The sequence below is a fragment of the Kosakonia pseudosacchari genome (genome assembly GCF_900184035.1).
Lineage (GTDB): Bacteria > Pseudomonadota > Gammaproteobacteria > Enterobacterales > Enterobacteriaceae > Kosakonia > Kosakonia pseudosacchari.
Genome location: NZ_FXWP01000022.1, coordinates 180550 through 205782 on the forward strand (window position 1 = coordinate 180550; position 25233 = coordinate 205782).

The 25233-nt window shown below is 52.8% G+C and carries 21 protein-coding genes; 15 read left to right on the forward strand and 6 right to left on the reverse strand.

Annotated elements, in window-relative coordinates:
• Positions 1-7: 7 nt before the first annotated feature.
• The 3 genes from cyoA to BN2591_RS17950 form a co-directional block, all read right to left on the reverse strand.
• Positions 8-955: a cytochrome o ubiquinol oxidase subunit II gene (gene cyoA / locus BN2591_RS17940; RefSeq protein WP_086873255.1), complete on the reverse strand. Its 948-nt coding sequence runs from the start codon at positions 953-955 to the stop codon at positions 8-10.
• Positions 956-1572: 617 nt separating this feature from the next.
• Positions 1573-3048 (reverse strand): muropeptide MFS transporter AmpG, encoded by a 1476-nt coding sequence (ampG, locus tag BN2591_RS17945; RefSeq protein ID WP_086873256.1) that lies wholly within the window; start codon positions 3046-3048, stop codon positions 1573-1575.
• 39 nt (positions 3049-3087) lie between these two features.
• Positions 3088-3666, reverse strand: a complete 579-nt coding sequence (locus BN2591_RS17950; RefSeq protein WP_017458882.1) for a lipoprotein — start codon at positions 3664-3666, stop codon at positions 3088-3090.
• A gap of 298 nt (positions 3667-3964) precedes the next feature.
• Here BN2591_RS17950 and bolA point away from each other — a divergent pair, with 298 nt between their 5' ends.
• The 9 genes from bolA (at position 3965) to BN2591_RS18000 (ending at position 14382) form a co-directional block, all read left to right on the forward strand.
• Positions 3965-4282 carry a transcriptional regulator BolA gene (gene bolA / locus BN2591_RS17955; RefSeq protein ID WP_017458883.1) on the forward strand — a complete coding sequence of 106 codons (318 nt, stop codon included), beginning with the start codon at positions 3965-3967 and terminating at the stop codon, positions 4280-4282.
• Positions 4283-4630: 348 nt separating this feature from the next.
• The gene (gene tig / locus BN2591_RS17965; protein WP_086873257.1) at positions 4631-5929 is read left to right on the forward strand and encodes a trigger factor; all 1299 of its coding nucleotides are present in this window, start codon (positions 4631-4633) and stop codon (positions 5927-5929) included.
• Positions 5930-6216: 287 nt separating this feature from the next.
• Positions 6217-6840: an ATP-dependent Clp endopeptidase proteolytic subunit ClpP gene (gene clpP, locus BN2591_RS17970; RefSeq protein WP_017458886.1), complete on the forward strand. Its 624-nt coding sequence runs from the start codon at positions 6217-6219 to the stop codon at positions 6838-6840.
• A gap of 125 nt (positions 6841-6965) precedes the next feature.
• Entirely contained in the window at positions 6966-8240 is a 1275-nt protein-coding gene (clpX, locus tag BN2591_RS17975) for an ATP-dependent protease ATP-binding subunit ClpX (protein ID WP_007373539.1), read from the forward strand.
• Between the two features lie 183 nt (positions 8241-8423).
• A complete protein-coding gene (gene lon / locus BN2591_RS17980) occupies positions 8424-10778 on the forward strand; it encodes an endopeptidase La (RefSeq protein WP_086873258.1) in 2355 nt (784 codons plus the stop codon).
• A 210-nt stretch (positions 10779-10988) separates the two neighbouring features.
• Positions 10989-11261, forward strand: a complete 273-nt coding sequence (gene hupB, locus BN2591_RS17985) for a nucleoid-associated protein HU-beta (protein ID WP_017458889.1) — start codon at positions 10989-10991, stop codon at positions 11259-11261.
• A 209-nt stretch (positions 11262-11470) separates the two neighbouring features.
• Positions 11471-13348: a peptidylprolyl isomerase gene (gene ppiD, locus BN2591_RS17990; RefSeq protein ID WP_086873259.1), complete on the forward strand. Its 1878-nt coding sequence runs from the start codon at positions 11471-11473 to the stop codon at positions 13346-13348.
• Between the two features lie 150 nt (positions 13349-13498).
• Entirely contained in the window at positions 13499-13879 is a 381-nt protein-coding gene (locus BN2591_RS17995; protein WP_086873260.1) for a helix-hairpin-helix domain-containing protein, read from the forward strand.
• 95 nt (positions 13880-13974) lie between these two features.
• Positions 13975-14382 carry a YbgC/FadM family acyl-CoA thioesterase gene (locus tag BN2591_RS18000; RefSeq protein ID WP_020456774.1) on the forward strand — a complete coding sequence of 136 codons (408 nt, stop codon included), beginning with the start codon at positions 13975-13977 and terminating at the stop codon, positions 14380-14382.
• 96 nt (positions 14383-14478) lie between these two features.
• Here the strand turns inward: BN2591_RS18000 and queC are convergent, their stop codons facing one another.
• Positions 14479-15174 carry a 7-cyano-7-deazaguanine synthase QueC gene (gene queC, locus BN2591_RS18005; RefSeq protein WP_086873261.1) on the reverse strand — a complete coding sequence of 232 codons (696 nt, stop codon included), beginning with the start codon at positions 15172-15174 and terminating at the stop codon, positions 14479-14481.
• Between the two features lie 66 nt (positions 15175-15240).
• Positions 15241-16938 (reverse strand): SgrR family transcriptional regulator, encoded by a 1698-nt coding sequence (locus BN2591_RS18010; protein WP_086873262.1) that lies wholly within the window; start codon positions 16936-16938, stop codon positions 15241-15243.
• Positions 16939-17048: 110 nt separating this feature from the next.
• On the opposite strand from BN2591_RS18010, the gene cof reads away from it, so the two are divergent.
• On the forward strand, positions 17049-17867 hold the full coding sequence (cof, locus tag BN2591_RS18015; protein WP_086873263.1) for an HMP-PP phosphatase: 819 nt from the start codon (positions 17049-17051) through the stop codon (positions 17865-17867).
• Positions 17868-17909: 42 nt separating this feature from the next.
• Here the strand turns inward: cof and BN2591_RS18020 are convergent, their stop codons facing one another.
• Positions 17910-18956, reverse strand: a complete 1047-nt coding sequence (locus BN2591_RS18020) for a PLP-dependent cysteine synthase family protein (protein WP_086873264.1) — start codon at positions 18954-18956, stop codon at positions 17910-17912.
• Between the two features lie 115 nt (positions 18957-19071).
• Between BN2591_RS18020 and BN2591_RS18025 the strand changes: the two genes are divergently transcribed.
• The 5 genes from BN2591_RS18025 to amtB all read left to right on the forward strand — a co-directional run bounded on the left by BN2591_RS18025 (position 19072) and on the right by amtB (position 25028).
• Complete coding sequence (locus BN2591_RS18025) at positions 19072-19530, forward strand: Lrp/AsnC family transcriptional regulator (protein WP_017458897.1); 459 nt, start codon at positions 19072-19074, stop codon at positions 19528-19530.
• 51 nt (positions 19531-19581) lie between these two features.
• Positions 19582-21345: a SmdA family multidrug ABC transporter permease/ATP-binding protein gene (locus BN2591_RS18030; RefSeq protein WP_086873265.1), complete on the forward strand. Its 1764-nt coding sequence runs from the start codon at positions 19582-19584 to the stop codon at positions 21343-21345.
• Positions 21338-23116, forward strand: a complete 1779-nt coding sequence (locus BN2591_RS18035) for a SmdB family multidrug efflux ABC transporter permease/ATP-binding protein (RefSeq protein ID WP_086873266.1) — start codon at positions 21338-21340, stop codon at positions 23114-23116. The genes BN2591_RS18030 and BN2591_RS18035 overlap by 8 nt, the downstream gene beginning before the upstream one ends.
• A gap of 255 nt (positions 23117-23371) precedes the next feature.
• Positions 23372-23710: a P-II family nitrogen regulator gene (gene glnK, locus BN2591_RS18040; RefSeq protein WP_002891893.1), complete on the forward strand. Its 339-nt coding sequence runs from the start codon at positions 23372-23374 to the stop codon at positions 23708-23710.
• Between the two features lie 31 nt (positions 23711-23741).
• Positions 23742-25028 carry an ammonium transporter AmtB gene (gene amtB / locus BN2591_RS18045; protein ID WP_020456781.1) on the forward strand — a complete coding sequence of 429 codons (1287 nt, stop codon included), beginning with the start codon at positions 23742-23744 and terminating at the stop codon, positions 25026-25028.
• The last annotated feature ends 205 nt before the right edge of the window (positions 25029-25233 follow it).

Here is a 25233-nt window from a genome sequence, read left to right on the forward strand (position 1 = left end):
CGACCCCTTAGTGAGAGGTTTCCGCGTGGCTCATGTCCATGCCTTCCATACCTTCGTGCTCGCTATGCTCGCCCTTCGGTTGGTTCATGTCCATGCTCATGCCGTGGCCCATAAATTTGTTGATAACGTCTTTAAACAAATCGGGTTTCACGCTGGAGAAGTATTCAACCTTGTTGTATTCGCTTGGCGCAGCAAGTTTTTCATACGCTGCCATATCCGGCAGGGTATTCGAAGCTTGTTTCGCTTTTGCGACCCACTGGTCGAATGCGGCACGATCCGGCGTAGCAATTGCTTTAAACTTCATACCCGAGAAGCCCGGGCCGCTGTAGCTTGCGGAGATACCATCGTAGGTGCCAGCTTCGTTGGCGATCAGATGCAGGTTGGTCTGCATACCGGCCATCGCATAAATCTGACTACCCAGTTTCGGGATAAAGAACGAGTTCATCACGGAGTTGGAGGTCACTTTGAACTGAACCGGAACGTTAGCCGGGAAGGCGATTTCGTTCACGGTAGCAATGCCCTGCTCCGGATAGATGAAGAACCATTTCCAGTCCATAGAAACAACTTCAATGGTGATCGGTTGTTCATCATGGGCTAATGGTTTACTCGGTTCGAGCGCGTGGGTGGTTTTCCATGTCAATACGGCAAGGAACAGGATGATAAGAATTGGCACCGTCCAGACCACAGCTTCCACTTTATTGGAGTGTGACCAGTTAGGGCTATACTTCGCATCTTTATTGCTCGCACGATACTTCCAGGCGAAACCAACGGCCATCAAGATGGCGGGAATAACGACAATCAACATCAGGCCAAAAGCCGTCAGTATCAGCGAACGTTGCTCCAGTCCAATCTGTCCTTTGGGGTCAAGAAGTGCAGAATCGCAGCCACTGAGTAAAACAGTACCGGCGATTAATGACAACCATCCCAAACTTTTATTGTATTTCCTGAGTCTCATTTAACGACCTCAATTCCACGGGATCTGGTGGCGCTTAAAGTGTGCGGGCATTTTACGGAAAGGTTACGTTACTGTAAACATGATTGGCTCTGTGTCAGTAAGGTGTTACTGGCTTTTGCCGTTTATGTCACATCGAATGCAACAATCTGTAAAAAAAGCGATTCGCACTGCCAGAGAGTGAGATTATAACGGAAAAATTACATGACAATCAGCGTTGGGGGTAAATTGATATAACCAATCAGTTAAATATACATTTATTTAACAAATATCCAGCAAATATTGAACATTATTGGAACGAACTTGAAACCCAACAATTAATAACCGTGCTGAATCGTTAAAGAGTAGCCTTTAATTTATAAGGCACAAAACAATTAAGATTTTTTATTTGTTCAATTTGAATTAGGCGCTTTGCTAAAAAGAGGTGGTGTTTATTTATTGAGCATAATAATAACTGCGGTGAATTGTTTTGGGCTGTTTTTATTTTTTGATGGCCTGATTTTAATAGGAAAATAGCGACTAAATATATTCTTGAGTGATTTTTTTGTCATTTTACTGTTTTTTAACATCCTCATGCTTTTGACGCCGAAAAAAACGCCCGCAGGCGCTTTTTTATCCCGTCATAGCAACTCTGTTTTACGTAGCGCCAGCAGATCCAACACACCGCCAAACACAATGCCGATAATCGCTAACAGTGCGCCCCATTCCAGAAGCGTGGTGCCAAAAGACCAGTCGGTAAAACCTGTGGCGTTGACCATCAGCACCAGCAGCCAGCAGCCTAACAGCATGCAACCGGCGCTGAGTATGCGTAGCGCCAGCCGGTACGCTGCAGCGTATTCCGTTCTGCAGAGAAAACTTTCACTCTGTTGCGTAAATGCCAGTGTTTTTTTGCACAACACCAGCAATACCAGACCGGGAAGCGCGGCCACAATCGAAAAGAGATAGAACGTCGACCAACTGTAACTTTCAACAAACCAGCCAGCCAGCGGGCCGACATAGACGCGTCCAACCGCCGACAGCGCCGAGAGCAGCGCAAACTGCGTTGCCGAGAAGGACTTGTTGCAGAGCGTCATTAATAGCGCGACAAACGCCGCAGTCCCCATGCCGCCACACAAGTTTTCTAAAAAGACGGCTGAACCCATCGTAAAAATGCTTTTCGCCGTAATCGATAGCAGCCAGTAACCGGCATTCGAAATGGCCTGCAGTACGCCAAAAATTAACAGCGCACGGAACAGGGATAGCCGCTGCATCAGTACGCCGCCAAACAACGCGCCGATAATCGTGGCGATAAGCCCCAGGGTTTTGTTCACCACGCCGACTTCTCCGGCGTCAAAACCGACACCGCGGATGAGAAATGTTGTCGTCAGACTCATGGCGAACGCATCGCCCAGTTTGTACAGCACTATTAATAGAAGAATAAGCCAGGCGTTGTTACGCCCAAAGAAATCACGCAGCGGCTCGACAACGGCGCGTTCCAGCGTTTTCGGCACCGGAATCACATCCTCTGGCTCCGGTGCGAGCAGGGTGGCGATAATGCACGGGACCAGAAGCACGGCCATCAGCCAGTACATCCCCTGCCAGCCGAGCCACCGATCCGCCAGCCATAGTGCCAGTCCCCCGGAAACCAACATTCCGAGCCGATAGCCCAGCACGCTTATTGCCGCACCTGCGCCTCGCTCTTCGAGCGGCAGCACATCCGTTTTCCAGGCATCGAACACAATATCCTGAGACGCAGAGCAGAATGCGATAAGCACAGCCAGCGCCGCCATCCAGCGCAGATGGTTGGCCGGATCGAGGAACCCCATTGCGGCAATCGATACCAGCAGCAGAATTTGCGTAAGGAGCAGCCAGCCACGACGACGCCCGAATAAAGGCGGCGTGTAGCGATCCATCAGCGGTGACCACAAAAATTTAAACACGTAAGCCTGGCCGACCAGAGAGAAGAAACCGATGGTTTTTAAATCGATGTTTTCAACGGTCATCCACGCCTGGAGTGTGCCGCTGGTCAGGGCGAGAGGCAAACCGGAAGCGAAACCCAGAATCAGCAGGATGGCTGATTTTGGCTGAGTGAAAATGCGTAAGTAGTGACTGGACATGAGTTAAAAACTGGCCCGGAAAACCGGGCCAGAAAAAGATTAACGGGCGTTTTGCTTGATGAAGTCGTGAATGCTGGTGTCCTGAGACATATCAGCGATGGTGTCAGTCAACACGCTGTTAACCGCACCGGCAATCTTGTCGTTGGTAGCCTGAAATGCGCCTTCGACGTTATAGCTTGCGCGGTAGTTTTTGGTCATTTTGTTGCCGTTCGCAGCCGTCGCGATGATGGCGATATCCGCTTTGGTCGCGATGTTGTAGCGGACGTTGCCCTGAGAGACATCCGCATACAGCTGGTTAACAATAATCTGCAGGTTTACCGCGCCGTTCGGCCCGATCATATAACCGCGCGCGGTCATCTGTTTTTCCAGCACTTCTTGTAGCAGGAAACGCAGATCGCGGGAGGCTGTCAGGGTAACCAGCTGGTTATCGCGCGTGACTTTGGCCAGCGCCTGATCCGGACGCTGATCGGCACCGTTGATGCTCACGGTGACACCCATCAGGCTTGGATCCTGCTGTGGCAGAGTAATTTTTGGGGTGACATCAAGTGTTGTCGGCGGGGTTGCACACCCGGCCAGCATAAATAAAGCGACCAACGGAAAGAGTAGTTTTTTAAACATGTTCAGGCTCTCAAGGATCTAAGCTTCTGGGGGAAAATTCTCGCCATCATAACATTGCCGCTGTTAAGAGGAAGTCCTCAATGCATGGAAATTCATCGTCTTGTGCTTTTTTTGCCGTCAAAAACCTTTTTATGGGTGATGCCGCGCAAAAAAAGCTGCTTTTAGTAGAGTTCATCCCCTTGAACGGGAAAATAGGACGAACGCTAATTTTTTGTTGTTTTATTGTTATAGAGACGGTAAAAGCGGCTAACATTTAAAGAGATGGCTGGCATCTCAGCGTTGTCGGAGGTGTAATATCATGATGATGCGTGAACAGATAGAAGCAAAGCTGAAGGCGGCGTTTGAGCCCCTCATTCTTGAGGTTGTTGACGAGAGTTATCGTCACAATGTCCCCGCAGGTTCTGAAAGTCACTTCAAAGTTGTACTGGTGAGCGACCGCTTTACTGGAGAGCGTTTTCTTAACCGTCATCGCATGATTTACGGCACGTTGGCAGACGAACTGTCTACGACGATTCATGCACTCGCTCTGCATACTTACACACTTAAGGAGTGGGAAGGTTTGCAGGATACCCTGCTGACCTCGCCAGCCTGTCGTGGTGCCGGAAGCATCGCGTAAAAACCGGGTTGCAACTGCCCAAACTTTTCCAGTATGTTGCATGCAGATTATGTAAAAACGGCCTACGGGCCGTTTTGTTTTGTCTGAATTTTGAGCGAGAAACGCAGTTTTTTGAGCGAAATTGCTTCAGAAGTGTGAAAAATGACGCACCATTGCGACATTCCCGTTCTCGACTCATATCTGTGATGCCGCTATAATGCTGCGTCTTATTTTTCGGAATGTCTTCGGGATGATTCTGACGACAGGGAATGTATATCTGATTTGAGAGAACATCCCGGTTCTGCAAGCGAAACGGTTTGCTTCGCAGAGTAGAGTTGACCGAGCACTGTGATTTTTTGAGGTAACAAGATGCAAGTTTCAGTTGAAACCACTCAGGGCCTTGGGCGCCGTGTAACGATTACAATCGCTGCTGATAGCATCGAGACCGCTGTGAAGAGCGAGCTGGTCAACGTAGCGAAGAAAGTGCGTATTGACGGCTTCCGTAAGGGTAAAGTACCGATGACCGTTGTTGCTCAGCGTTATGGCGCGTCTGTTCGCCAGGACGTTCTGGGCGATCTGATGAGCCGCAACTTTATCGATGCGATCATTCAGGAAAAAATCAACCCAGCTGGCGCGCCGAACTATGTTCCGGGCGAATACAAACTGGGCGAAGACTTCACCTACTCTGTAGAGTTCGAAGTGTATCCGGAAGTTGAGCTGAAAGCGCTGGATACCATTGAAGTTGAAAAACCGGTTGTTGAAGTGACCGATGCTGATGTGGACACCATGCTGGAAACGCTGCGCAAGCAGCAGGCGACCTGGAAAGACAAAGACGGTGCTGTTGACGCTGAAGATCGCGTGACCGTTGATTTCACCGGTTCCGTTGATGGCGAAGAATTCGAAGGCGGCAAAGCCACTGATTTCGTACTGGCAATGGGCCAGGGTCGTATGATCCCGGGCTTTGAAGACGGTATCAAAGGCCATAAAGCGGGTGAAGAGTTCACCATCGACGTGACCTTCCCGGAAGAGTACCACGCAGAAAACCTGAAAGGTAAAGCGGCGAAATTCGTCATTAACCTGAAAAAAGTTGAAGAGCGTGAGCTGCCGGAACTGACCGAAGAGTTCATCAAACGCTTTGGCGTGGAAGATGGCTCCGTTGCAGGTCTGCGCGCTGAAGTGCGCAAAAACATGGAGCGTGAGCTGAAAGGCGCGGTGCGTAACCGTGTTAAATCTCAGGCAATTGAAGGCCTGGTGAAAGCGAACGAAATCGATGTTCCGGCTGCGCTGATTGACAGTGAAATCGACGTTCTGCGCCGTCAGGCTGCACAGCGTTTCGGTGGCAACGAAAAACAAGCTCTGGAACTGCCGCGCGAGCTGTTTGAAGAGCAGGCTAAACGCCGTGTTGTTGTTGGTCTGCTGCTGGGCGAAGTCATTCGTACCCACGAGCTGAAAGCTGACGAAGAGCGCGTTAAAGGCCTGATCGAAGAGATGGCATCTGCGTATGAAGATCCGAAAGAAGTGATCGAATTCTACAGCAAAAACAAAGAGCTGATGGAAAACATGCGTAACGTCGCGCTGGAAGAACAAGCGGTTGAAGCGGTTCTGGAAAAAGCGAAAGTGACTGAAAAAGCCACTTCCTTTAACGAACTGATGAACCAACAGGCTTAATCGACTTCTGCGATAGCTAAAAGCAATAAGCCCGTCACCTGCTTGCTGGTGACGGGCTTTTTTTATCGCATCAGGACTATCAGATCTGTGCTAAAAGGGCGTTTCAGTGTTAGCGTAACAGCAAAAGATTGTTATGCTTGAAATCAGGTAATGTCATCCCCACTAAGGGAAAAGCGACAGAAAAGACTCTGGCTGATAATCCGTCCGTGAGGCGTCGTAGTCAGACCCCACTCACTCAAGTACAATCAGTACAGCAGGTTTGTTAATTTTTTATCCAGGAGACGGAAATGTCATACAGCGGCGAACGAGACAACTTTGCACCCCATATGGCCCTGGTGCCAATGGTTATTGAACAGACCTCACGTGGTGAGCGCTCTTTCGATATCTACTCCCGTCTTCTCAAGGAACGCGTAATTTTTCTGACTGGTCAGGTTGAAGACCACATGGCGAACCTGATTGTGGCGCAAATGCTGTTTCTGGAAGCGGAAAACCCGGAAAAAGACATTTACCTGTACATTAACTCGCCTGGCGGGGTAATTACCGCAGGGATGTCAATTTATGACACCATGCAATTTATTAAGCCGGACGTTAGCACGATTTGTATGGGCCAGGCGGCGTCAATGGGCGCATTCCTGCTGACGGCGGGGGCAAAGGGCAAGCGTTTCTGCCTGCCAAACTCACGTGTGATGATTCACCAGCCTCTGGGCGGCTATCAGGGCCAGGCGACGGATATTGAAATCCACGCGCGTGAGATTCTGAAAGTGAAAGGGCGCATGAATGAACTTATGGCGCATCATACGGGTCAATCTTTAGAACAAATTGAACGCGATACAGAACGTGACCGCTTCCTTGCCGCGCAAGAGGCGGTTGAATACGGGCTGGTTGATTCAATTTTAACCCATCGTAACTAAGCTCAGGCTACAGGTGCCGCTATACTATTAGGTACAAGCGGCACACGCTTGAGTAACGTTTTGCGCCTGGAATGGCATATGCGTCGTCATGTGCGGCACAAAGAACAGATAAGAGGTTTTGACTCATGACAGATAAACGCAAAGATGGTTCGGGCAAACTGTTGTACTGCTCTTTTTGCGGCAAAAGCCAGCATGAAGTGCGTAAGCTGATCGCCGGGCCATCCGTGTATATCTGCGACGAATGTGTGGATCTGTGTAACGACATTATTCGCGAAGAGATTAAAGAAGTTGCGCCGCATCGCGAGCGCAGCGCGCTGCCGACTCCGCATGAAATTCGCCACCATCTTGATGATTATGTCATCGGTCAGGAGCAGGCGAAAAAAGTGCTGGCGGTCGCGGTATATAACCACTACAAACGTCTGCGTAATGGTGACACTAGCAACGGCGTTGAACTGGGCAAAAGTAACATCCTGCTTATCGGGCCGACGGGTTCCGGTAAAACGTTGCTGGCGGAAACGCTGGCGCGCCTGTTAGATGTCCCGTTCACCATGGCCGATGCCACGACGTTGACCGAAGCAGGTTACGTGGGTGAAGACGTAGAAAACATCATCCAGAAACTGCTGCAGAAGTGCGACTACGACGTGCAGAAAGCGCAGCGCGGGATTGTCTACATCGATGAAATCGACAAGATCTCCCGTAAGTCTGATAACCCGTCGATTACCCGTGACGTTTCCGGCGAAGGTGTACAGCAGGCGCTGCTGAAGCTGATCGAAGGTACTGTGGCTGCGGTTCCACCACAGGGTGGACGTAAGCATCCGCAGCAGGAGTTTTTGCAGGTTGATACCTCTAAAATCCTGTTTATCTGTGGTGGTGCGTTCGCAGGGCTGGATAAAGTGATTTCTCACCGTGTTGAAACCGGTTCTGGCATTGGTTTTGGCGCGACGGTGAAAGGAAAATCTGAAAAAGCCAACGAAGGCGAACTGCTGGCGCAGGTTGAACCGGAAGATTTGATTAAATTCGGTCTGATCCCTGAGTTTATCGGTCGTCTGCCGGTAGTAGCAACGCTGAGTGAATTGAGCGAAGAAGCGCTGATTCAGATTCTGAAAGAGCCTAAAAACGCCCTGACTAAGCAGTATCAGGCGCTGTTTAACCTGGAAGGCGTGGATCTCGAATTCCGCGACGAAGCGCTCGACGCTATCGCTAAGAAAGCCATGGTGCGCAAAACCGGCGCTCGTGGGCTGCGTTCTATCGTTGAAGCTGCGTTGCTTGACACCATGTATGATCTGCCATCACTTGAAGATGTCGAGAAAGTGGTAATTGATGAGTCGGTCATCGCGGGTCAAAGCAAACCCTTGCTGATTTATGGCAAGCCGGAAGCGCAGCAGGCGTCTGGCGAATAATTAACCAAATCTTACAATCAGTTAATCGAAAAGGGGGGATTTTATCTCCCCTTTTATTTTTCCGTAAACACGGCGTTGAATGTGTGGGAAACATCCCCATATACTGCTTTACATGTTAATGGTGCGTGTTGCACAGTCACGTCACCTGATTACCTGGCGGACTTTAAACTAAGAGAGAGCTCTATGAATCCTGAGCGTTCTGAACGCATTGAAATCCCCGTATTGCCGTTGCGCGATGTGGTGGTTTATCCGCACATGGTCATTCCGTTATTTGTGGGACGGGAAAAATCTATCCGTTGTCTGGAAGCGGCCATGGACCATGATAAAAAAATCATGCTGGTTGCACAGAAGGAAGCCTCAACGGATGAGCCGGGTGTAAACGATCTTTTCACCGTCGGGACCGTGGCGTCTATTTTGCAAATGTTGAAACTGCCCGATGGCACGGTAAAAGTGCTGGTCGAGGGGCTTCAGCGCGCGCGCATTACCACGCTTGCCGACGATGGTGAGCACTTCTCAGCGAAAGCAGAATACCTTGACTCGCCGGCGATTGATGAGCGCGAGCAGGAAGTGCTGGTGCGCACGGCAATCAGCCAGTTTGAAGGCTATATCAAGCTCAACAAAAAAATCCCGCCAGAAGTGCTGACGTCGCTCAATAGCATCGACGATCCTGCGCGTCTGGCTGACACCATCGCTGCACACATGCCGCTGAAACTGGCGGATAAGCAGTCTGTGCTGGAGATGTCCGACGTCAACGAACGTCTGGAATATCTGATGGCGATGATGGAGTCTGAAATCGATCTGCTGCAGGTTGAGAAGCGCATCCGCAATCGCGTGAAAAAGCAGATGGAGAAATCCCAGCGTGAGTACTATCTGAATGAACAGATGAAAGCCATTCAGAAAGAACTGGGTGAAATGGATGACGCGCCGGACGAAAACGAAGCGCTGAAGCGTAAAATCGACGCCGCGAAAATGCCGAAAGAGGCAAAAGAGAAAGCCGAATCTGAGCTGCAAAAGCTGAAAATGATGTCGCCGATGTCTGCGGAAGCAACCGTGGTGCGCGGCTATATCGAATGGATGGTGCAGGTTCCATGGAATGCGCGTAGCAAGGTCAAAAAAGATCTGCGTCAGGCGCAGGAAATTCTGGATACCGACCACTACGGCCTCGAACGAGTCAAAGACCGCATTCTTGAGTATCTTGCGGTCCAAAGCCGTATGAACAAACTGAAAGGGCCGATTCTGTGTCTGGTGGGACCGCCGGGGGTAGGTAAAACCTCTCTGGGCCAATCCATTGCGAAGGCTACCGGGCGCAAATACATCCGCATGGCGCTGGGCGGCGTGCGCGATGAAGCGGAAATCCGCGGTCACCGCCGTACTTACATCGGTTCAATGCCGGGTAAATTGATTCAGAAGATGGCGAAAGTGGGCGTTAAAAACCCGCTGTTCCTGCTTGATGAGATCGATAAAATGTCGTCCGATATGCGCGGCGATCCGGCTTCAGCTCTGCTGGAAGTCCTGGATCCGGAACAGAACGTGGCATTTAGCGATCACTATCTGGAAGTGGACTACGACCTCAGCGATGTGATGTTTGTCGCCACCTCCAACTCCATGAATATTCCGGCGCCGCTGCTGGATCGTATGGAAGTGATCCGCCTTTCTGGGTACACCGAAGACGAGAAACTGAACATTGCCAAGCGTCATCTGCTGACCAAGCAAATTGAGCGTAATGCGCTGAAACCTAATGAGTTGACGGTTGATGACAGTGCTATCATCGGCATCATCCGTTACTACACGCGTGAGGCGGGTGTGCGTGGTCTGGAGCGTGAAATTTCGAAATTATGCCGCAAAGCGGTGAAACAGCTGCTGCTGGATCCGTCTTTGAAGCATATCGAAATCAACGGCGAAAACCTGCATGACTACCTTGGTGTGCAGCGCTTTGATTACGGTCGTGCGGACGATGAAAACCGTGTGGGTCAGGTCACCGGTCTGGCATGGACGGAAGTGGGCGGCGACTTGCTGACCATTGAAACCGCCTGTGTCCCAGGTAAAGGTAAGCTGACTTACACAGGCTCGCTGGGTGAAGTGATGCAGGAGTCGATTCAGGCAGCGCTGACGGTAGTACGCGCCCGCGCTGAAAAACTCGGCATTAACGGCGATTTCTATGAGAAACGCGATATCCACGTTCATGTGCCGGAAGGTGCCACGCCGAAAGATGGCCCGAGCGCAGGTATCGCGATGTGCACCGCGCTGGTTTCTTGTCTGACCGGTAACCCGGTTCGTGCAGATGTGGCGATGACAGGGGAAATCACCCTGCGCGGCCAGGTTCTGCCGATTGGCGGTCTGAAGGAAAAACTGCTGGCGGCGCATCGTGGGGGCATTAAGACTGTTCTGATTCCTTACGAAAACAAGCGCGATCTGGAAGAGATTCCGGACAACGTTGTCGCCGATCTGGATATCCATCCGGTTAAGCGTATCGAAGAAGTTCTCAGCCTTGCGCTGCAGAATGAACCCTTTGGTATGCAAGTCGTAACGGCAAAATAGTGACCTTGCGCAAAGTGCGTTAATAAAAACAAGGCTGGTGAGTGATTTCGGACTTGCCAGCCTTTTTTTGTATAGCTAATTTAGATTGCTGGTTGGGTGTGTCATCATCAACTGGTGTTGTAAGGGCATGACAGGCCTGATATAACTGCTGCGCGGTCGCGCTGTGAAGGATTCAGGTGCGATATAAATTATAAAGAGAGGAAGAGTAGAGTGAATAAATCTCAACTGGTAGACAAGATTGCCGCAGATGCTGACATCTCTAAAGCTGCGGCTGGACGTGTGTTAGATGCTTTTATTGCTGCCGTTACTGATTCTTTGAAATCCGGGGACGACGTAGCGCTGGTAGGTTTTGGCTCTTTTGTTGTTAAAGAGCGTGCTGCCCGTACAGGCCGCAACCCTCAGACCGGCAAAGAAATCACCATTGCTGCGGCTAAAGTTCCTGGTTTCCGCGCAGGCAAAGCACTGAAAGACGCAGTAAACTGATCGCCTTCCCTTTGAAGGGATAGCGACAAACTACAAGGGCGCATCGCGAGATGTGCCTTTTTTATTTGTGCAAACGCACTTTCTGCGAGTTAATACGCGATGCGGGCTAACAATTGCCCCGTTTTCTTGTCAAAATACGCGTTTACACGCAGCGGGCAACTTGAGCTGCCTGAGATCTACAGTCACCTACAGCGGAGTGTTGTTACACCATGATGGACAATTTACGCGCGGCGGCAAATCACGTCGTGCTCAAGATCATTCTGGGTTTGATTATCGTGTCATTCATTTTGACTGGCGTAGGTAACTACCTGATTGGCGGTAACAATAATTACGCCGCAAAAGTTAATGGTCAGGAAATCGGCCGTTCACAGTTTGAAAATGCGGTGAATAGCGAGCGCAACCGCATGGCGCAACAGCTGGGCGATCAGTTCTCGGAACTGGCGGCCAACGAAAACTATATGAAATCTGTGCGTCAGCAAGTGCTCAACCGCTTAATTGATGAAGCGCTGCTGGACCAGTACGCAAAAAACCTGGGTCTCGGCATTAGCGATGATCAGGTGAAAAAAGCGATTTTCGCTACTCAGGCATTCCAGGCTAACGGTAAATTTGATAACAATCGCTTCAGCGCCATCGTAAACCAGATGGGGATGAGCACCGATCAATATGCGCAGGCGCTGCGCAATCAGTTAACTTCTCAGCAATTGATTAATGCCGTTGCCGGTACGGATTTCATGCTCAAAGGCGAAACCGACGAGCTGGCTGCGCTGGTCGCTCAACAGCGTGTTGTGCGCCAGGCGGTGATTGATGTCAACGCGCTGGCGGCGAAGCAGACCGCAAGCGATGAAGAAATTGCCAGCTACTACGATCAGAACAAGAGCCGCTTTACCTCACCGGAGCAGTTCCGCGTAAGCTATATCAAGCTGGATGCGGCATCGATGCAGGAAACCGTCACCGACGAGCAAATCCAGGCTTATTACGATCAGCATCAGGATCAGTTCACTCAGCCACAGCGTAATCGCTACAGCATTATCCAGACCAAAACGGAAGATGAAGCAAAAGCGGTGCTGGACGAGCTGAAAAAAGGCGCAGACTTTGCCGCGCTGGCAAAGACGAAATCTGCGGACATCATTTCTGCGCGTAACGGCGGTGACATGGGCTGGCTTGAAGACGCCACCACGCCGGAAGAGCTGAAAAACGCTGGTCTGAAAGAGAAAGGCCAGCTGTCTGGCGTCATTAAATCTTCTGTGGGTTACCTGGTTGCTCGTCTGGATGATATCCAGCCAGCGCAGGTGAAACCGCTGAACGATGTGCGCGATGAACTGGCAGCGAAAGTGAAACAGGAAAAAGCGCTGGATGCATGGTACGCGCTGCAGCAGAAAGTGAGCGAAGCGGCGAGCAACGATAACGAATCGCTGGCGGGTGCTGAACAGGCTGCTGGTGCCAAAGCAGTACAGACTGGCTGGTTCAGTCGCGATAATCTGCCGGAAGAGCTGAATTTCAAACCGGTAAGCGATGCCATTTTCAATGGTGGTCTGGTAGGGCAGAACGGTACGCCGGGCAGCAACTCCGATATCATCACCGTTGATGGTGACCGCGCATTTGTGCTGCGTATCGCCGATCACAAAGCCGAAGCGATCAAACCGCTGGACGAGGTAAAAACCCAGGTCAGCGATATCGTGAAGCACAACAAAGCGGAGCAACAAGCAAAACTTGATGCGGATAAACTGCTGGGTGAGCTGAAAGCCGGTAAAGGTGATGACGCGCTGAAAGCGGCTGGCCTGAGCTTTGGTGCGGCGAAAACGCTGGCACGTACTGGCCAGGATCCGGTCAGTCAGGCGGCGTTTAATCTGCCGCTGCCAGCAAAAGATAAACCTTCCTTCGGCACTGCCAACGATCAGCAAGGTAATGTTGTTATCATGGCGCTGGATGAAGTGAAAGCCGGCACGATGCCGGATGCGCAGAAAAAAGCGATGGTGCAGGGCATCACGCAGAACAACGCGCAAATCGCTTTTGAAGCGTTGATGAGCAACTTGCGCAAAGAAGCCAAGATCAAACTGGGTGACATCGTCGCTGAGCCACAGCAATAAAAGGCTCGATGCATCTCGCAAAAAAAGAGTAATACTCTGCAAACCTTAAAGGCCGCTTTCGCGGCCTTTTCCATTTTAGAAGTTTGTGTTTTGTCTGCCTTCTTTGCTGTGGTTATTGTTGTCTGGCGTTGAAAACAAAGGAGAAACACAATGAAACATGGAATCAAAGCACTCTTAATTTCGCTGTCCCTCGCTTGCGCGACGCTGAGCCACAGTGCGTTGGCAGCACCTTCTGCTGCGGCTAAGCCACCGGCTGCGCAAAGTAAAAGCGATACCGCCACCTCAGCGCAAGCTAAAGCGCAGGATGCGGCGAAAAGCGCGGATGATGAAGGTGGTACCCGGGTGAGTATCAATAGCGCAACGGCAGAAGAGCTGTCGCGGGTTATGAATGGCGTAGGCATTAAGAAAGCTCAGGCAATTGTCAGCTACCGGGAAGAGTATGGCCCGTTTAAATCTGTAGACGATCTTAAGCAGGTGCCAGGCATAGGAGGAACGCTGGTTGAGCGTAATCTGTCGAATCTGAAACTGTAAGCCGCTTGCGTAGTCGCTAATCTTTGCCAGAATAAAGAGGTCATACCAGTATGACCTCTGTCTCTATAACTATAAACGGTAAAGGTTGAAGCGCTATGCAGACGCAAATCAAAGTTCGTGGTTTTCATCTTGATGTCTACCAACATGTGAATAATGCCCGCTATCTTGAGTTCCTTGAAGAGGCGCGCTGGGATGGGCTGGAAAACAACGAGAGCTTTAAATGGATGACCGCCAACAACATCGCTTTCGTGGTGGTCAATATTAATATCAACTATCGACGCCCGGCTGTATTGGGCGATGTGCTTACGGTAACCAGCCATGTGCAGCAGATTAATGGCAAAAGCGGTGTGCTGAGCCAGGCCGTGACATTGAACCCTGAGGGGCAAATGGTTGCTGATGCGCTGGTGACGTTCGTCTGTATCGATCTCAAAACGCAAAAAGCGCTGGCGCTGGAAGGTGAATTGAGAGAAAGGCTGGAGAAGATGATCCGCGAAGGCGATTAATTCATCATTTTCGTGTCGTTTCGTCGTTCAGATAAAGCAATGCCGCCATCGGCTAACGCCCGGTGGCGCTGACGCTCACCGGGCCGGGTATCGTGCTTACTTGAGCCCGGTTTTCTGTTTCATTGCCGCCGTCACGGCAGTTTTATCCGCCAGGTAATGCTGTAAACCGTTGGCGCGCAGGTTACAGGCCGCACAATGCCCACAGCCATCGCCTTTGATGCCGTTATAGCAAGTCAGCGTCTCGCTGCGCACCAGATCCAGCTTGCCCCAGTAATCCGCGAGTGCCCACGTCTCGGCTTTATTAATCCACATCAGCGGCGTTTCGAAACGAATCTCTTTTGCCAGCCCCAGATTGACCGCATGATTCAGTGCCTTAACAAACTCATCGCGGCAGTCGGGATAACCAGAAAAATCAGTTTCGCATACCCCGGTGATCACCGCTTCCGCCTGTACCTGATAGGCATACACGGCGACCAGCGTCAGAAACAGAATATTACGTCCCGGCACGAAGGTGTTCGGAATGCCGGTCGCGTCAGGTTCATAATCCGGAACAGGGATGCTGTCGCGCGTCAGGCTACTCACCGCCAGTTCATTTAGCAGCGTCACATCCAGCACTTTATGCGCGCGTGCGCCCAGCGTTAGCGCCAGTTCTCGTGCCACATCGATTTCGGCGCGGTGACGCTGGCCGTAATCAAAGGTTACGCAATGCACTTCATCGTACTGCTGCAACGCCTGAACCAGGCAGGTTGTGGAGTCTTGTCCGCCACTAAACACAACAACGGCACGTTTCATAATTCTTCCTGACAATGACAAATAAAGCGCTATGGTAGCGCGAGCGGCTGGCAGCGACCAGCTTCTTCACAGCGATGGGGCAGGGAGCCAGGCTTCTGCAAAATCAAACCAGCCGCGCGTATTTAACTGGATCCCTTCCACACCCGGTGGCGCACTAATGCGGTACTGATAATTAAACATCGGGGTGAGAATAGCTTTGTCCATCAAGTGATAAAAAACATCCTGTAGCGCGCGGTTGCGTTGCTGTTCGTCGGGCTGGCGCTGAACCGCATCCAGTGTGGTTTGCAGATGCGCAAATTGTTGAGTATTCAGCAGGTTTGGCCACAGCGGATCGCAGCGCAGCCACTGTTCCAGTGTACATTCTGGCGCTTCGCCGATCAGTCTGTCCCCCATCATCAAATCGGCGCTGGCGAGCTGATGACAGCCTTCCCAGTTTTTACCGTCATGGAAAATCACCGTCAGCTCACAGCCAAGTGTCTGTAAATGCCGCTTAAACTGTTCCGCCATGGTGTGTAATTCCACGGGCAAGTGGTAAACCAGCGTAAGTTTGCCAGGTAGCGAAACCTCTTCGGTGGGCCAGTCAGGCATGTGCCAGCCGGGTAGTAGCTCCCGGCTCGGTGTGATGAGATTCTCATCCAGCGGCAGCGTTTGTAGTAGCGAAGAGTGATGAATAATCTGCACCAGCCGGCGTAACTGGGCGTCATTCAACCGCGCACCCGGGCGCAAAGTAAGGTAGCAGAATCCCAGGCTGATACTGTTACTCACCGGCTGCAAGTGCTGCAACTCATCGGCCTCGCCAATGGCAATCTGCACCGGGTGCCGACAACTGGTGCCGAGACCTTGCTCAAAGAGTTGCGGGGTTATCCAGAATTCCACCGCTTTAAGCAGCGGGTGGCCCAGGTGGTAATAGTCATGGCTTTCCAGACGCACCAGCTCCCGGCTGAATGTCACCAGCCGAAAAGGGCCGGTACCCAGCATCGGATGCTGCGGATGCGCCAGGCGGCTGGCGTAGCTGGCCAGCCTGTGCGCCAGCCAATAATCGGGGTGATGCAGCTTGAAAGTTAAACACCATGGATGTGTTATGTCGATGCGCTCGACGCTGGCGAACAGCTTTTGCAGAGCGGGCAGCGTCAGCAGCATGTGCAGCCGCGCCTGTAACTGTTCAGCCGTCACGGCGTCGCCGTTATGCCAGTGCAGCGTTGCGTGCAAATGAAAACGCCAGCACAGCCCATCCGGGCTGATATCCCAGTGGTGCGCCAAATCGCCCTGCGGCTGAAAACTGCGCGCCACGAAACGTGTTAAGCCGCTAAAAATCTGTCCGGCTAAATGTTGCTCCGCACGGCCGGGAAGAAATCCCGGAACCAGTGGATCCAGCGGGCGATAATAGGGAATACGCAGCGTCGGCGTTTCGTTCTGCCATAAGCCGCCCAGAAAGGGATTCAGCAATGCGCGCAGATCGTCAGGATCGAGCTGCGCCAGTGCCAGCGCGTTCTGCTGTTGCCCAGCGTTTAACGCGAGTTCCAGCATTTCGCTACGCAGGGATTCAGGTGTGGCGAGAAAATGAAGCTCACCGCGCTTGCCGCGCCCGGATTGCGACTGCCAGCTTAACCAACCTGCTTCCTGCATCTGGTGCAGTAGCGTGCGCATATGCCTCTCGCTGCAAAAACAGCGTGCCGCCAGTTCACCAATGCTGACGGATTGCGCCTCACCGGCGGATGCCTGCCACAGACGCTGGTATTGATTAAGCCGATTAAGTTGTCGCATAAACCCGGAACAATAATTTTTATCTATTCACTATTACTTCCGTATATCCCACGCAATACTGGAACACAACACTGAACTTCACAATAACGCACTGCAAGCGGAGAAAAATCATGGCACGTCTGGCCGCTTTTGACATGGATGGCACCTTGTTAATGCCCGACCATCGTTTGGGCGACCAAACTTTAGCAACTCTCCGGCGCTTGCATGAGCGGGAGGTGACACTCGCTTTTGCGACCGGGCGGCATGCGCTGGAGATGCGCCGCATTCTTAGCGCTATCGCGATGGATGCTTTCTTGATCACCGGCAACGGTACGCGGATCCATTCTCGCGAAGGTGATGTGTTGTATCGCCAGGATCTCAACCCGGAAGTGGCCGATCTGGTGCTGCACAGTCGCTGGGAAACCGATGCCACTGTCCATGTTTTCAATGATTCGGGTTGGTTTACCGACAAAGCGCTGCCAGAGACGTTGCAGGCGCACCTTTACAGCGGGTTTACCTACCAGCTCACCGATCTTAAACGGCTGCCTGCGCACGACGTGACCAAAATCTGCTTTGTTGGCGATCACGACGATCTTTGCCGTTTGCGCATTCAGTTAAATGAGGTGCTGGGCGCACGCGCGCACTTGTGCTTCTCGGCGATGGACTGCCTGGAAATCCTGCCGGTGGGATGCAATAAAGGCTCGGCGCTGGCGGTGCTCAGCACAAAGCTGGGTTATTCATTGCAGGATTGCATGGCATTTGGCGATGCGATGAATGACCGGGAGATGCTCGAAAGCGTCGGGAAGGGCATGATCATGGGCAACGCCATGCCGCAACTGCGTGCGGCGCTGCCCCATTTACCGGTAATTGGACACTGCCGGGATCAGGCGGTATCCCATTTTTTGACACACTGGCTGGACACACCCAATCTTCCTTATTCCCCCGAATGAAAAGATCTTTCCAGCAAGCCAGGCACCACTGCCTGGCTTTTTTTATGCCGTCAGTCGGGCGATTTCCGCTTTCCACGGTTCAATATCACCGAAATTCGCCGCGACCCATTGCGGATTGTAGTAGGTGTCCAGATAGCGTTCACCGCTGTCGCACAACAATGTGACAATAGAACCCTTACGGCCTTCTTCACGCATCCGCGCGGCGAGTTGCAACACGCCCCACATATTGGTGCCGGTGGATGCGCCCACTTTGCGCCCCAGTTGCGTTTCCAGCCATTGCGCAGTGGCAATGCTTGCCGCGTCAGGTACACGCAGCATCTCATCAACAACGTCGGCGATGAACGAGGGTTCCACACGCGGGCGGCCAATGCCTTCGATTTTACTGCCCACCGTGCTTCGCAAACCGGCGTCGCGATGTTGCCAGTAGTCGAGGAATACGGAGTTTTCAGGATCGACCACCAGCAACTTAGTGCCATAGCCCTGGCTGCGAATATAGCGGCCAATGGTGGCGGAAGTCCCGCCGGTGCCCGCGCTCATTACAATATAATCGGGTTGCGGGTGCGGTTCATTTTTCATCTGGCGGAAAATACTGTCGGCAATGTTGTTATTGCCGCGCCAGTCGGTTGCGCGCTCGGCAAAAGTAAACTGATCCATATAGTGGCCGTTCAACGCTTTCGCCAACCGTTCGGACTCGGCGTAAATCTCGCAGGCGCTATCGACAAAGTGGCAACGACCGCCGTAGAACTCAATCTGCTCAATCTTGCGTTTCGCCGTGCAGTGCGGCATGACGGCGATAAACGGTAAACCTAAAAGCCGGGCGAACCACGCTTCTGAAACCGCCGTGGAGCCGGAAGAGGCTTCAATAATCGTAGTGCCTTCTTTGATCCAACCGTTACATAAGCCGTAAAGAAACAGCGAGCGCGCCAGGCGGTGCTTCAGGCTGCCGGTCGGATGAGTGCTTTCGTCTTTTAAATAGAGATTAATGCCTGCAAAACCCGGCAACGCCAGGCGGATCAAATGGGTATCTGCTGAGCGCTGCGCATCCGCATTGATTTCGTTTATAGCGTATTTAACCCAACTGCTATTCATGGTGATTATCCGTTTGTCATTTTGTGCCCAGTCTAGCGAAAGAGAAAGAAAAAAGGGTTGTCATTTCGCCTTTGTATTAGACTGTTAAGAGAAAATTTTTCTCCCGAGGTGCGGAATGCTAGATAAAATTGACCGTAAACTGCTTTCGCTATTGCAACAGGATTGTTCGCTCTCTTTGCAGGCGCTGGCAGATGCCGTTAATCTGACCACCACACCGTGCTGGAAACGTCTGAAACGGCTGGAAGATGACGGCATTTTACTCGGCCGGGTGGCGGTGCTGGATGCGGAAAAGCTGGGGTTAAATTTGACGGCGTTTGTGCTGATCAAAACCCAGCATCACAGCAGCGACTGGTACTGCCGTTTCGTTAACGAAGTCACGCAGATGCCGGAAGTGCTCGGTTTCTGGCGCATGGCGGGAGAATACGACTATCTTCTGCGTGTGCAGGTGGCAGATATGAAACGCTATGACGACTTTTACAAGAAGCTGGTGAACAGCGTTCCGGGCCTGTCAGATGTCACTTCTAGCTTCGCTATGGAACAGATAAAATACACCACGGCTTTGCCCATTGAATAACCCTCGCGGCAGTAATTCACTGCCGGAAAATCACGTTCAGGATGTAACCGCGTGCGATTATTTGCTCAGTTAGGCTGGTACTTTCGCCGGGAATGGCAACGCTATCTCGGGGCTGTCGCCTTACTTATTATCATTGCTATCTTGCAGCTTATCCCCCCCAAAGTGGTGGGGATCGTGGTGGATGGCGTTACCCAACAGCACTTCACCACGCAGCAAGTGTGGATGTGGGTGGGTGTTTTGGTCGCTGTTGCGATCGTCACCTACTTGCTGCGCTACGTCTGGCGCGTCTGGCTGTTCGGCGCATCCTATCAACTGGCCGTTGAGTTGCGGGAAGATTTTTACCGCCAGTTAAGCCGACAACACCCGGAATTTTATCTCCGTCACCGCACCGGTGATTTGATGGCGCGCGCGACCAACGATGTCGATCGCGTCGTTTTTGCCGCGGGCGAAGGGGTGTTGACGCTGGTGGATTCACTGGTGATGGGCTGCGTGGTGCTAATAGTGATGTCGACGCAAATCAGCTGGCAGCTTACGCTGCTGTCGCTATTACCGATGCCGATCATGGCGTTGGTTATCAAGCGTTATGGCGATCAGTTGCATCAACGCTTTAAGCTGGCGCAGGCGGCGTTTTCTGCGTTAAACGATCGTACCCAGGAGAGCATGACCAGCATTCGCATGATCAAAGCGTTCGGCCTGGAGGATCGCCAGTCGGCACTGTTCAGCCGTGAGGCGGCCGACACCGGCGCGAAAAACATGCGTGTGGCCCGCGTTGATGCCCGTTTCGATCCCACTATTTATATCGCCATTGGTATGGCGAACATGCTGGCGATTGGCGGCGGTAGCTGGATGGTGGTGCACGGTTCCTTAACGCTCGGCCAGTTGACCAGCTTTGCGATGTATCTGGGGCTGATGATTTGGCCGATGCTGGCGCTGGCGTGGATGTTTAACATCGTCGAGCGCGGCAGCGCTGCTTATAGCCGCATCCGCGATATGCTGGCGGAAGCGCCGGTTGTGAATGACGGCTCCGAACCCGTGCCGGAAGGGCGCGGTAACTTGCATATCGCCATCCGTGAATTTCGTTACCCGCAGACCGAGAGCGCGACGCTCAACAATGTGGCTGTGACGCTGGCACCGGGTCAGATGTTGGGTATTTGCGGCCCGACAGGCGCCGGAAAAACCACATTGCTTTCTCTGATTCAGCGCCATTTCGATGTTGATCAGGGCGATATCCGTTTTCACGATATCCCCCTGACGCGCCTGCAACTGGACGCCTGGCGCAGCCGCCTGGCGGTGGTCAACCAGACGCCATTCCTCTTCTCCGATACCGTGGGCAACAATATTGCGCTGGGTAAACCCGATGCGACACAGCAAGAGATCGAGCATGTGGCGAAACTTGCCAGCGTGCACGAGGATATCCTGCGCCTGCCGCAGGGGTATGACACCGAAGTGGGCGAGCGCGGCGTGATGCTCTCCGGCGGGCAAAAGCAGCGAATCTCCATTGCCCGTGCGCTGCTGCTGAATGCGGAGATCTTAATCCTTGATGATGCGCTTTCCGCCGTGGATGGGCGTACTGAACATCAGATTTTGCATAATTTGCGCCAGTGGGGCGAAGGACGCACCGTTATTATCAGCGCGCATCGCCTGTCGGCGCTGACCGAAGCCAGTGAGATTATCGTCATGCAGCATGGACACATCGCGCAACGCGGCCAGCACGAACAACTGGCGCGCCAGCCGGGCTGGTATCGCGATATGTATCGCTATCAGCAACTGGAGGCGGCGCTGAATGATGTGCCTCAGGAGGCGGTTGATGCGTAATTTCACCAAACAGTGGCCAACGCTTAAACGCTTGCTGAAATATGGCTCTCCGTGGCGCAAACCGTTGGCGAAAGCGGTGCTGATGCTGTGGATCGCGGCGATTGCCGAAGTTTCTGGCCCGGCGCTGATCAGCTACTTTATCGATAATATGGTGGCGAAAAACTATCTGCCGCTCGGCGTGGTTGCCGGGATGGCGGCGGTCTATATCGGCCTGCAACTGCTGGCGGCGCTGCTGCATTATGCGCAAGCGCTGCTGTTTAACCAGGCGGCGGTCGGCGTCGTGCAACAGTTGCGTACCGATGTGATGGACGCCGCCCTGCGCCAGCCGCTTAGCGCGTTCGATACCCAGCCCGTCGGGCAAATTATTTCGCGTGTGACCAACGATACTGAAGTGATCCGCGATCTCTACGTCACGGTGGTGGCAACGGTGTTGCGCAGCGCGGCGCTGATTGGCGCGATGCTGGTGGCGATGTTCAGCCTCGACTGGCGTATGGCGCTGGTGGCGATGGCGATTTTCCCGGCGGTGTTAATAGTGATGCTGCTATACCAGCGTTACAGCACGCCCATTGTGCGGCGTATGCGAGCTTATCTGGCGGATATCAACGATGGTTTCAACGAAATCATCAACGGTATGAGCGTTATTCAGCAGTTCCGTCAGCAGGCGCGTTTTGGGGAACGCATGAGCGAATCCAGCCGTTCGCACTATATCGCTCGCATGCAAACCCTGCGGCTGGACGGCTTTTTGCTGCGTCCGTTGTTGAGCCTTTTCTCCGCGCTGGTGCTGTGCGGCTTGCTGATGCTGTTCGGCTTCTCGTCCGTAGGCACGGTAGAAGTCGGTGTGCTGTACGCCTTTATCAGTTATCTCGGACGTCTTAACGAGCCGCTGATTGAGCTGACAACGCAGCAGTCGATGTTGCAGCAGGCAGTCGTCGCTGGCGAGCGCGTGTTCGAACTGATGGACAGGCCGCGCCAGACTTATGGTTACGATGACGCGCCGCTACAAAGCGGGTCTATTGACATCGACAATCTCTCGTTTGCTTACCGCGACGATCAACTGGTGCTGCAGGATATCTCCCTGCACGTTGAACCGCGCAGCTTTGTCGCGCTGGTCGGACACACTGGCAGCGGGAAAAGTACGCTGGCCAGCCTGTTAATGGGCTATTACCCGCTGACGAAAGGGGAGATCCGTCTGGACGGGCGTCCTCTTTCTGCATTAGGGCACGCGGCGCTGCGCAAAGGTATAGCGATGGTGCAGCAGGATCCGGTGGTACTGGCGGACAGCTTTTTTGCCAACGTCACACTGGGACGTGAGATCAGCGAAGAGCAGGTGTGGAAAGCGCTGGAAACGGTGCAACTGGCGGAACTGGCGCGTACGATGAGCGACGGCATTTACACCCGGTTGGGCGAACAGGGTAATAACCTCTCGGTGGGACAAAAGCAACTGCTGGCGCTGGCACGCGTGCTGGTTGATACACCGCAGATCCTGATTCTGGATGAGGCGACAGCGAACATAGATTCCGGCACCGAACAGGCGATTCAGCACGCGCTGGCGGCCGTGCGTGAGCATACGACGCTGGTGGTGATCGCCCACCGCTTATCGACCATTGTTGAGGCAGAAACGATTCTGGTGCTGCATCGCGGGCAGGCAGTTGAGCGGGGCACACATCAGCAACTTCTTGAAGCGAAAGGCCGTTACTGGCAGATGTATCAGTTGCAGCTTGCCGGTGAAGAGCTGGCTGCCAGCGCGCGCGAAGAGTCGCTTATCGCCTGATGCACCAAAATTAAGCACGCACCTTTACGGAATCTTTGTTGGTGCAAAAAAGTAACGCACCGTGCACTGTCATGGTGCGTTTTTCTTTGCGCGTAACCTGCCGAATCACAAGCAGACTTTTTTCCCTTTCTTGCTCTGCCCGTCCGGGCGCACTAACAACCTGAAATCCTCCCTGTTTTCATTCCTGGCACAACGATTGCAATGTCTACTGCGTGTTAGCTGCGGCCATTATCGAATTCGACTGGAGGGGGATCTATGAAGCTGGTTACCGTGGTGATTAAGCCATTCAAACTTGAAGACGTGCGTGAAGCGCTTTCTTCTATTGGTATTCAAGGGCTGACCGTAACTGAAGTGAAAGGCTTTGGCCGTCAGAAGGGTCACGCTGAGCTGTACCGCGGTGCGGAATATAGCGTCAATTTCCTGCCAAAAGTGAAAATTGATGTGGCGATCGCCGACGATCAACTCGATGAAGTGATCGATGTGATCAGCAAAGCGGCCTACACCGGAAAAATTGGCGACGGCAAAATCTTCGTTGCCGAGCTGCAACGCGTCATTCGTATTCGTACCGGCGAAGCCGACGAAGCGGCACTGTAATACAAGACACACAGTGATGGGGATCGGAACAATGAAAAACACAACATTAAAAACGGCTCTTGCTTCGCTGGCGTTGCTGCCAGGCCTGGCGATGGCGGCTCCCGCTGTGGCGGATAAAGCCGACAACGGCTTTATGATGATTTGCACCGCGCTGGTGCTGTTTATGACCATTCCGGGCATTGCGCTGTTCTACGGCGGTTTGATCCGCGGTAAAAACGTGCTGTCGATGCTGACGCAGGTTGCCGTCACCTTCGCTCTGGTGTGCATCCTGTGGGTGGTTTACGGCTACTCTCTGGCATTTGGCGAGGGCAACAGCTTCTTCGGCAGCTTCAACTGGGCGATGTTGAAAAACATCGAATTGAAAGCCGTGATGGGCAGCATTTATCAGTACATCCACGTGGCGTTCCAGGGCTCCTTTGCTTGTATCACCGTTGGCCTGATTGTCGGTGCGCTGGCTGAGCGTATTCGCTTCTCTGCGGTGCTGATTTTTGTGGTGGTATGGCTGACGCTTTCTTATGTGCCGATTGCGCACATGGTCTGGGGTGGCGGTCTGCTGGCAACCCACGGCGCGCTGGATTTCGCGGGCGGTACGGTTGTTCACATCAACGCCGCGATCGCAGGTCTGGTGGGGGCTTACCTGATTGGCAAACGCGTGGGCTTTGGCAAAGAAGCGTTCAAACCGCATAACCTGCCGATGGTCTTCACCGGCACCGCGATCCTCTATGTTGGCTGGTTTGGCTTCAACGCCGGCTCTGCAAGCTCGGCGAACGAAATCGCTGCGCTGGCTTTCGTGAACACGGTTGTTGCCACTGCGGCCGCTATTCTGGCGTGGGTATTTGGCGAGTGGGCAATGCGCGGTAAGCCGTCTCTGCTCGGTGCCTGTTCTGGTGCCATCGCGGGTCTGGTTGGTATCACCCCGGCGTGCGGTTATGTGGGTGTCGGCGGCGCGCTGATTGTGGGTCTGATTGCCGGTCTGGCAGGGCTGTGGGGCGTTACTGCACTGAAACGTATGTTGCGTGTTGATGACCCATGCGATGTCTTCGGTGTGCATGGTGTGTGCGGCATCGTGGGCTGTATCCTGACCGGTATCTTCGCGTCTACGTCGCTGGGCGGTGTCGGTTTCGCTGAAGGGGTGACCATGGGCCATCAGGTACTGGTACAGCTGGAAAGCGTTGCCATCACTATCGTGTGGTCTGGCGTGGTGGCCTTTATCGGTTACAAACTGGCGGATATGACGGTAGGCCTGCGCGTACCGGAAGAGCAAGAGCGTGAAGGGCTGGATGTGAACAGCCACGGCGAAAACGCCTATAACGCCTGATTACATTGAGTTATCTCCTGAGCATAAAAAAGCCTCCGTTCGGAGGCTTTTCTTTTTGTCTATAGAAAACCCCCAGCCAGGCTGGGGGTTCCGGAAAGCTTTCAGCTTTAAGCCAGTTATTAAAACCCCTTTTGATTTGTTAAAACAGCTTGCGGTCTGGCAACTGCAAAAGTTCAACAAGAAATCAAAAGGGGGGCCCGATGGG

Bases quoted from the DNA above. Each gene is read 5' to 3' on its own strand.
- clpX (WP_007373539.1), top strand. From the start codon at position 6,966: ATGACAGATAAACGCAAAGATGGTTCGGGCAAACTGTTGTACTGCTCT.
- glnK (WP_002891893.1), top strand. From the start codon at position 23,372: ATGAAGCTGGTTACCGTGGTGATTAAGCCATTCAAACTTGAAGACGTG.
- BN2591_RS17950 (WP_017458882.1), bottom strand. From the start codon at position 3,666: ATGTTTAAAAAACTACTCTTTCCGTTGGTCGCTTTATTTATGCTGGCC.
- queC (WP_086873261.1), bottom strand. From the start codon at position 15,174: ATGAAACGTGCCGTTGTTGTGTTTAGTGGCGGACAAGACTCCACAACC.
- ppiD (WP_086873259.1), top strand. From the start codon at position 11,471: ATGATGGACAATTTACGCGCGGCGGCAAATCACGTCGTGCTCAAGATC.
- clpP (WP_017458886.1), top strand. From the start codon at position 6,217: ATGTCATACAGCGGCGAACGAGACAACTTTGCACCCCATATGGCCCTG.
- tig (WP_086873257.1), top strand. From the start codon at position 4,631: ATGCAAGTTTCAGTTGAAACCACTCAGGGCCTTGGGCGCCGTGTAACG.
- BN2591_RS18000 (WP_020456774.1), top strand. From the start codon at position 13,975: ATGCAGACGCAAATCAAAGTTCGTGGTTTTCATCTTGATGTCTACCAA.
- BN2591_RS18010 (WP_086873262.1), bottom strand. From the start codon at position 16,938: ATGCGACAACTTAATCGGCTTAATCAATACCAGCGTCTGTGGCAGGCA.
- ampG (WP_086873256.1), bottom strand. From the start codon at position 3,048: ATGTCCAGTCACTACTTACGCATTTTCACTCAGCCAAAATCAGCCATC.
- lon (WP_086873258.1), top strand. From the start codon at position 8,424: ATGAATCCTGAGCGTTCTGAACGCATTGAAATCCCCGTATTGCCGTTG.
- BN2591_RS17995 (WP_086873260.1), top strand. From the start codon at position 13,499: ATGAAACATGGAATCAAAGCACTCTTAATTTCGCTGTCCCTCGCTTGC.
- bolA (WP_017458883.1), top strand. From the start codon at position 3,965: ATGATGATGCGTGAACAGATAGAAGCAAAGCTGAAGGCGGCGTTTGAG.
- cyoA (WP_086873255.1), bottom strand. From the start codon at position 955: ATGAGACTCAGGAAATACAATAAAAGTTTGGGATGGTTGTCATTAATC.
- BN2591_RS18025 (WP_017458897.1), top strand. From the start codon at position 19,072: ATGCTAGATAAAATTGACCGTAAACTGCTTTCGCTATTGCAACAGGAT.
- cof (WP_086873263.1), top strand. From the start codon at position 17,049: ATGGCACGTCTGGCCGCTTTTGACATGGATGGCACCTTGTTAATGCCC.
- amtB (WP_020456781.1), top strand. From the start codon at position 23,742: ATGAAAAACACAACATTAAAAACGGCTCTTGCTTCGCTGGCGTTGCTG.
- BN2591_RS18020 (WP_086873264.1), bottom strand. From the start codon at position 18,956: ATGAATAGCAGTTGGGTTAAATACGCTATAAACGAAATCAATGCGGAT.
- BN2591_RS18035 (WP_086873266.1), top strand. From the start codon at position 21,338: ATGCGTAATTTCACCAAACAGTGGCCAACGCTTAAACGCTTGCTGAAA.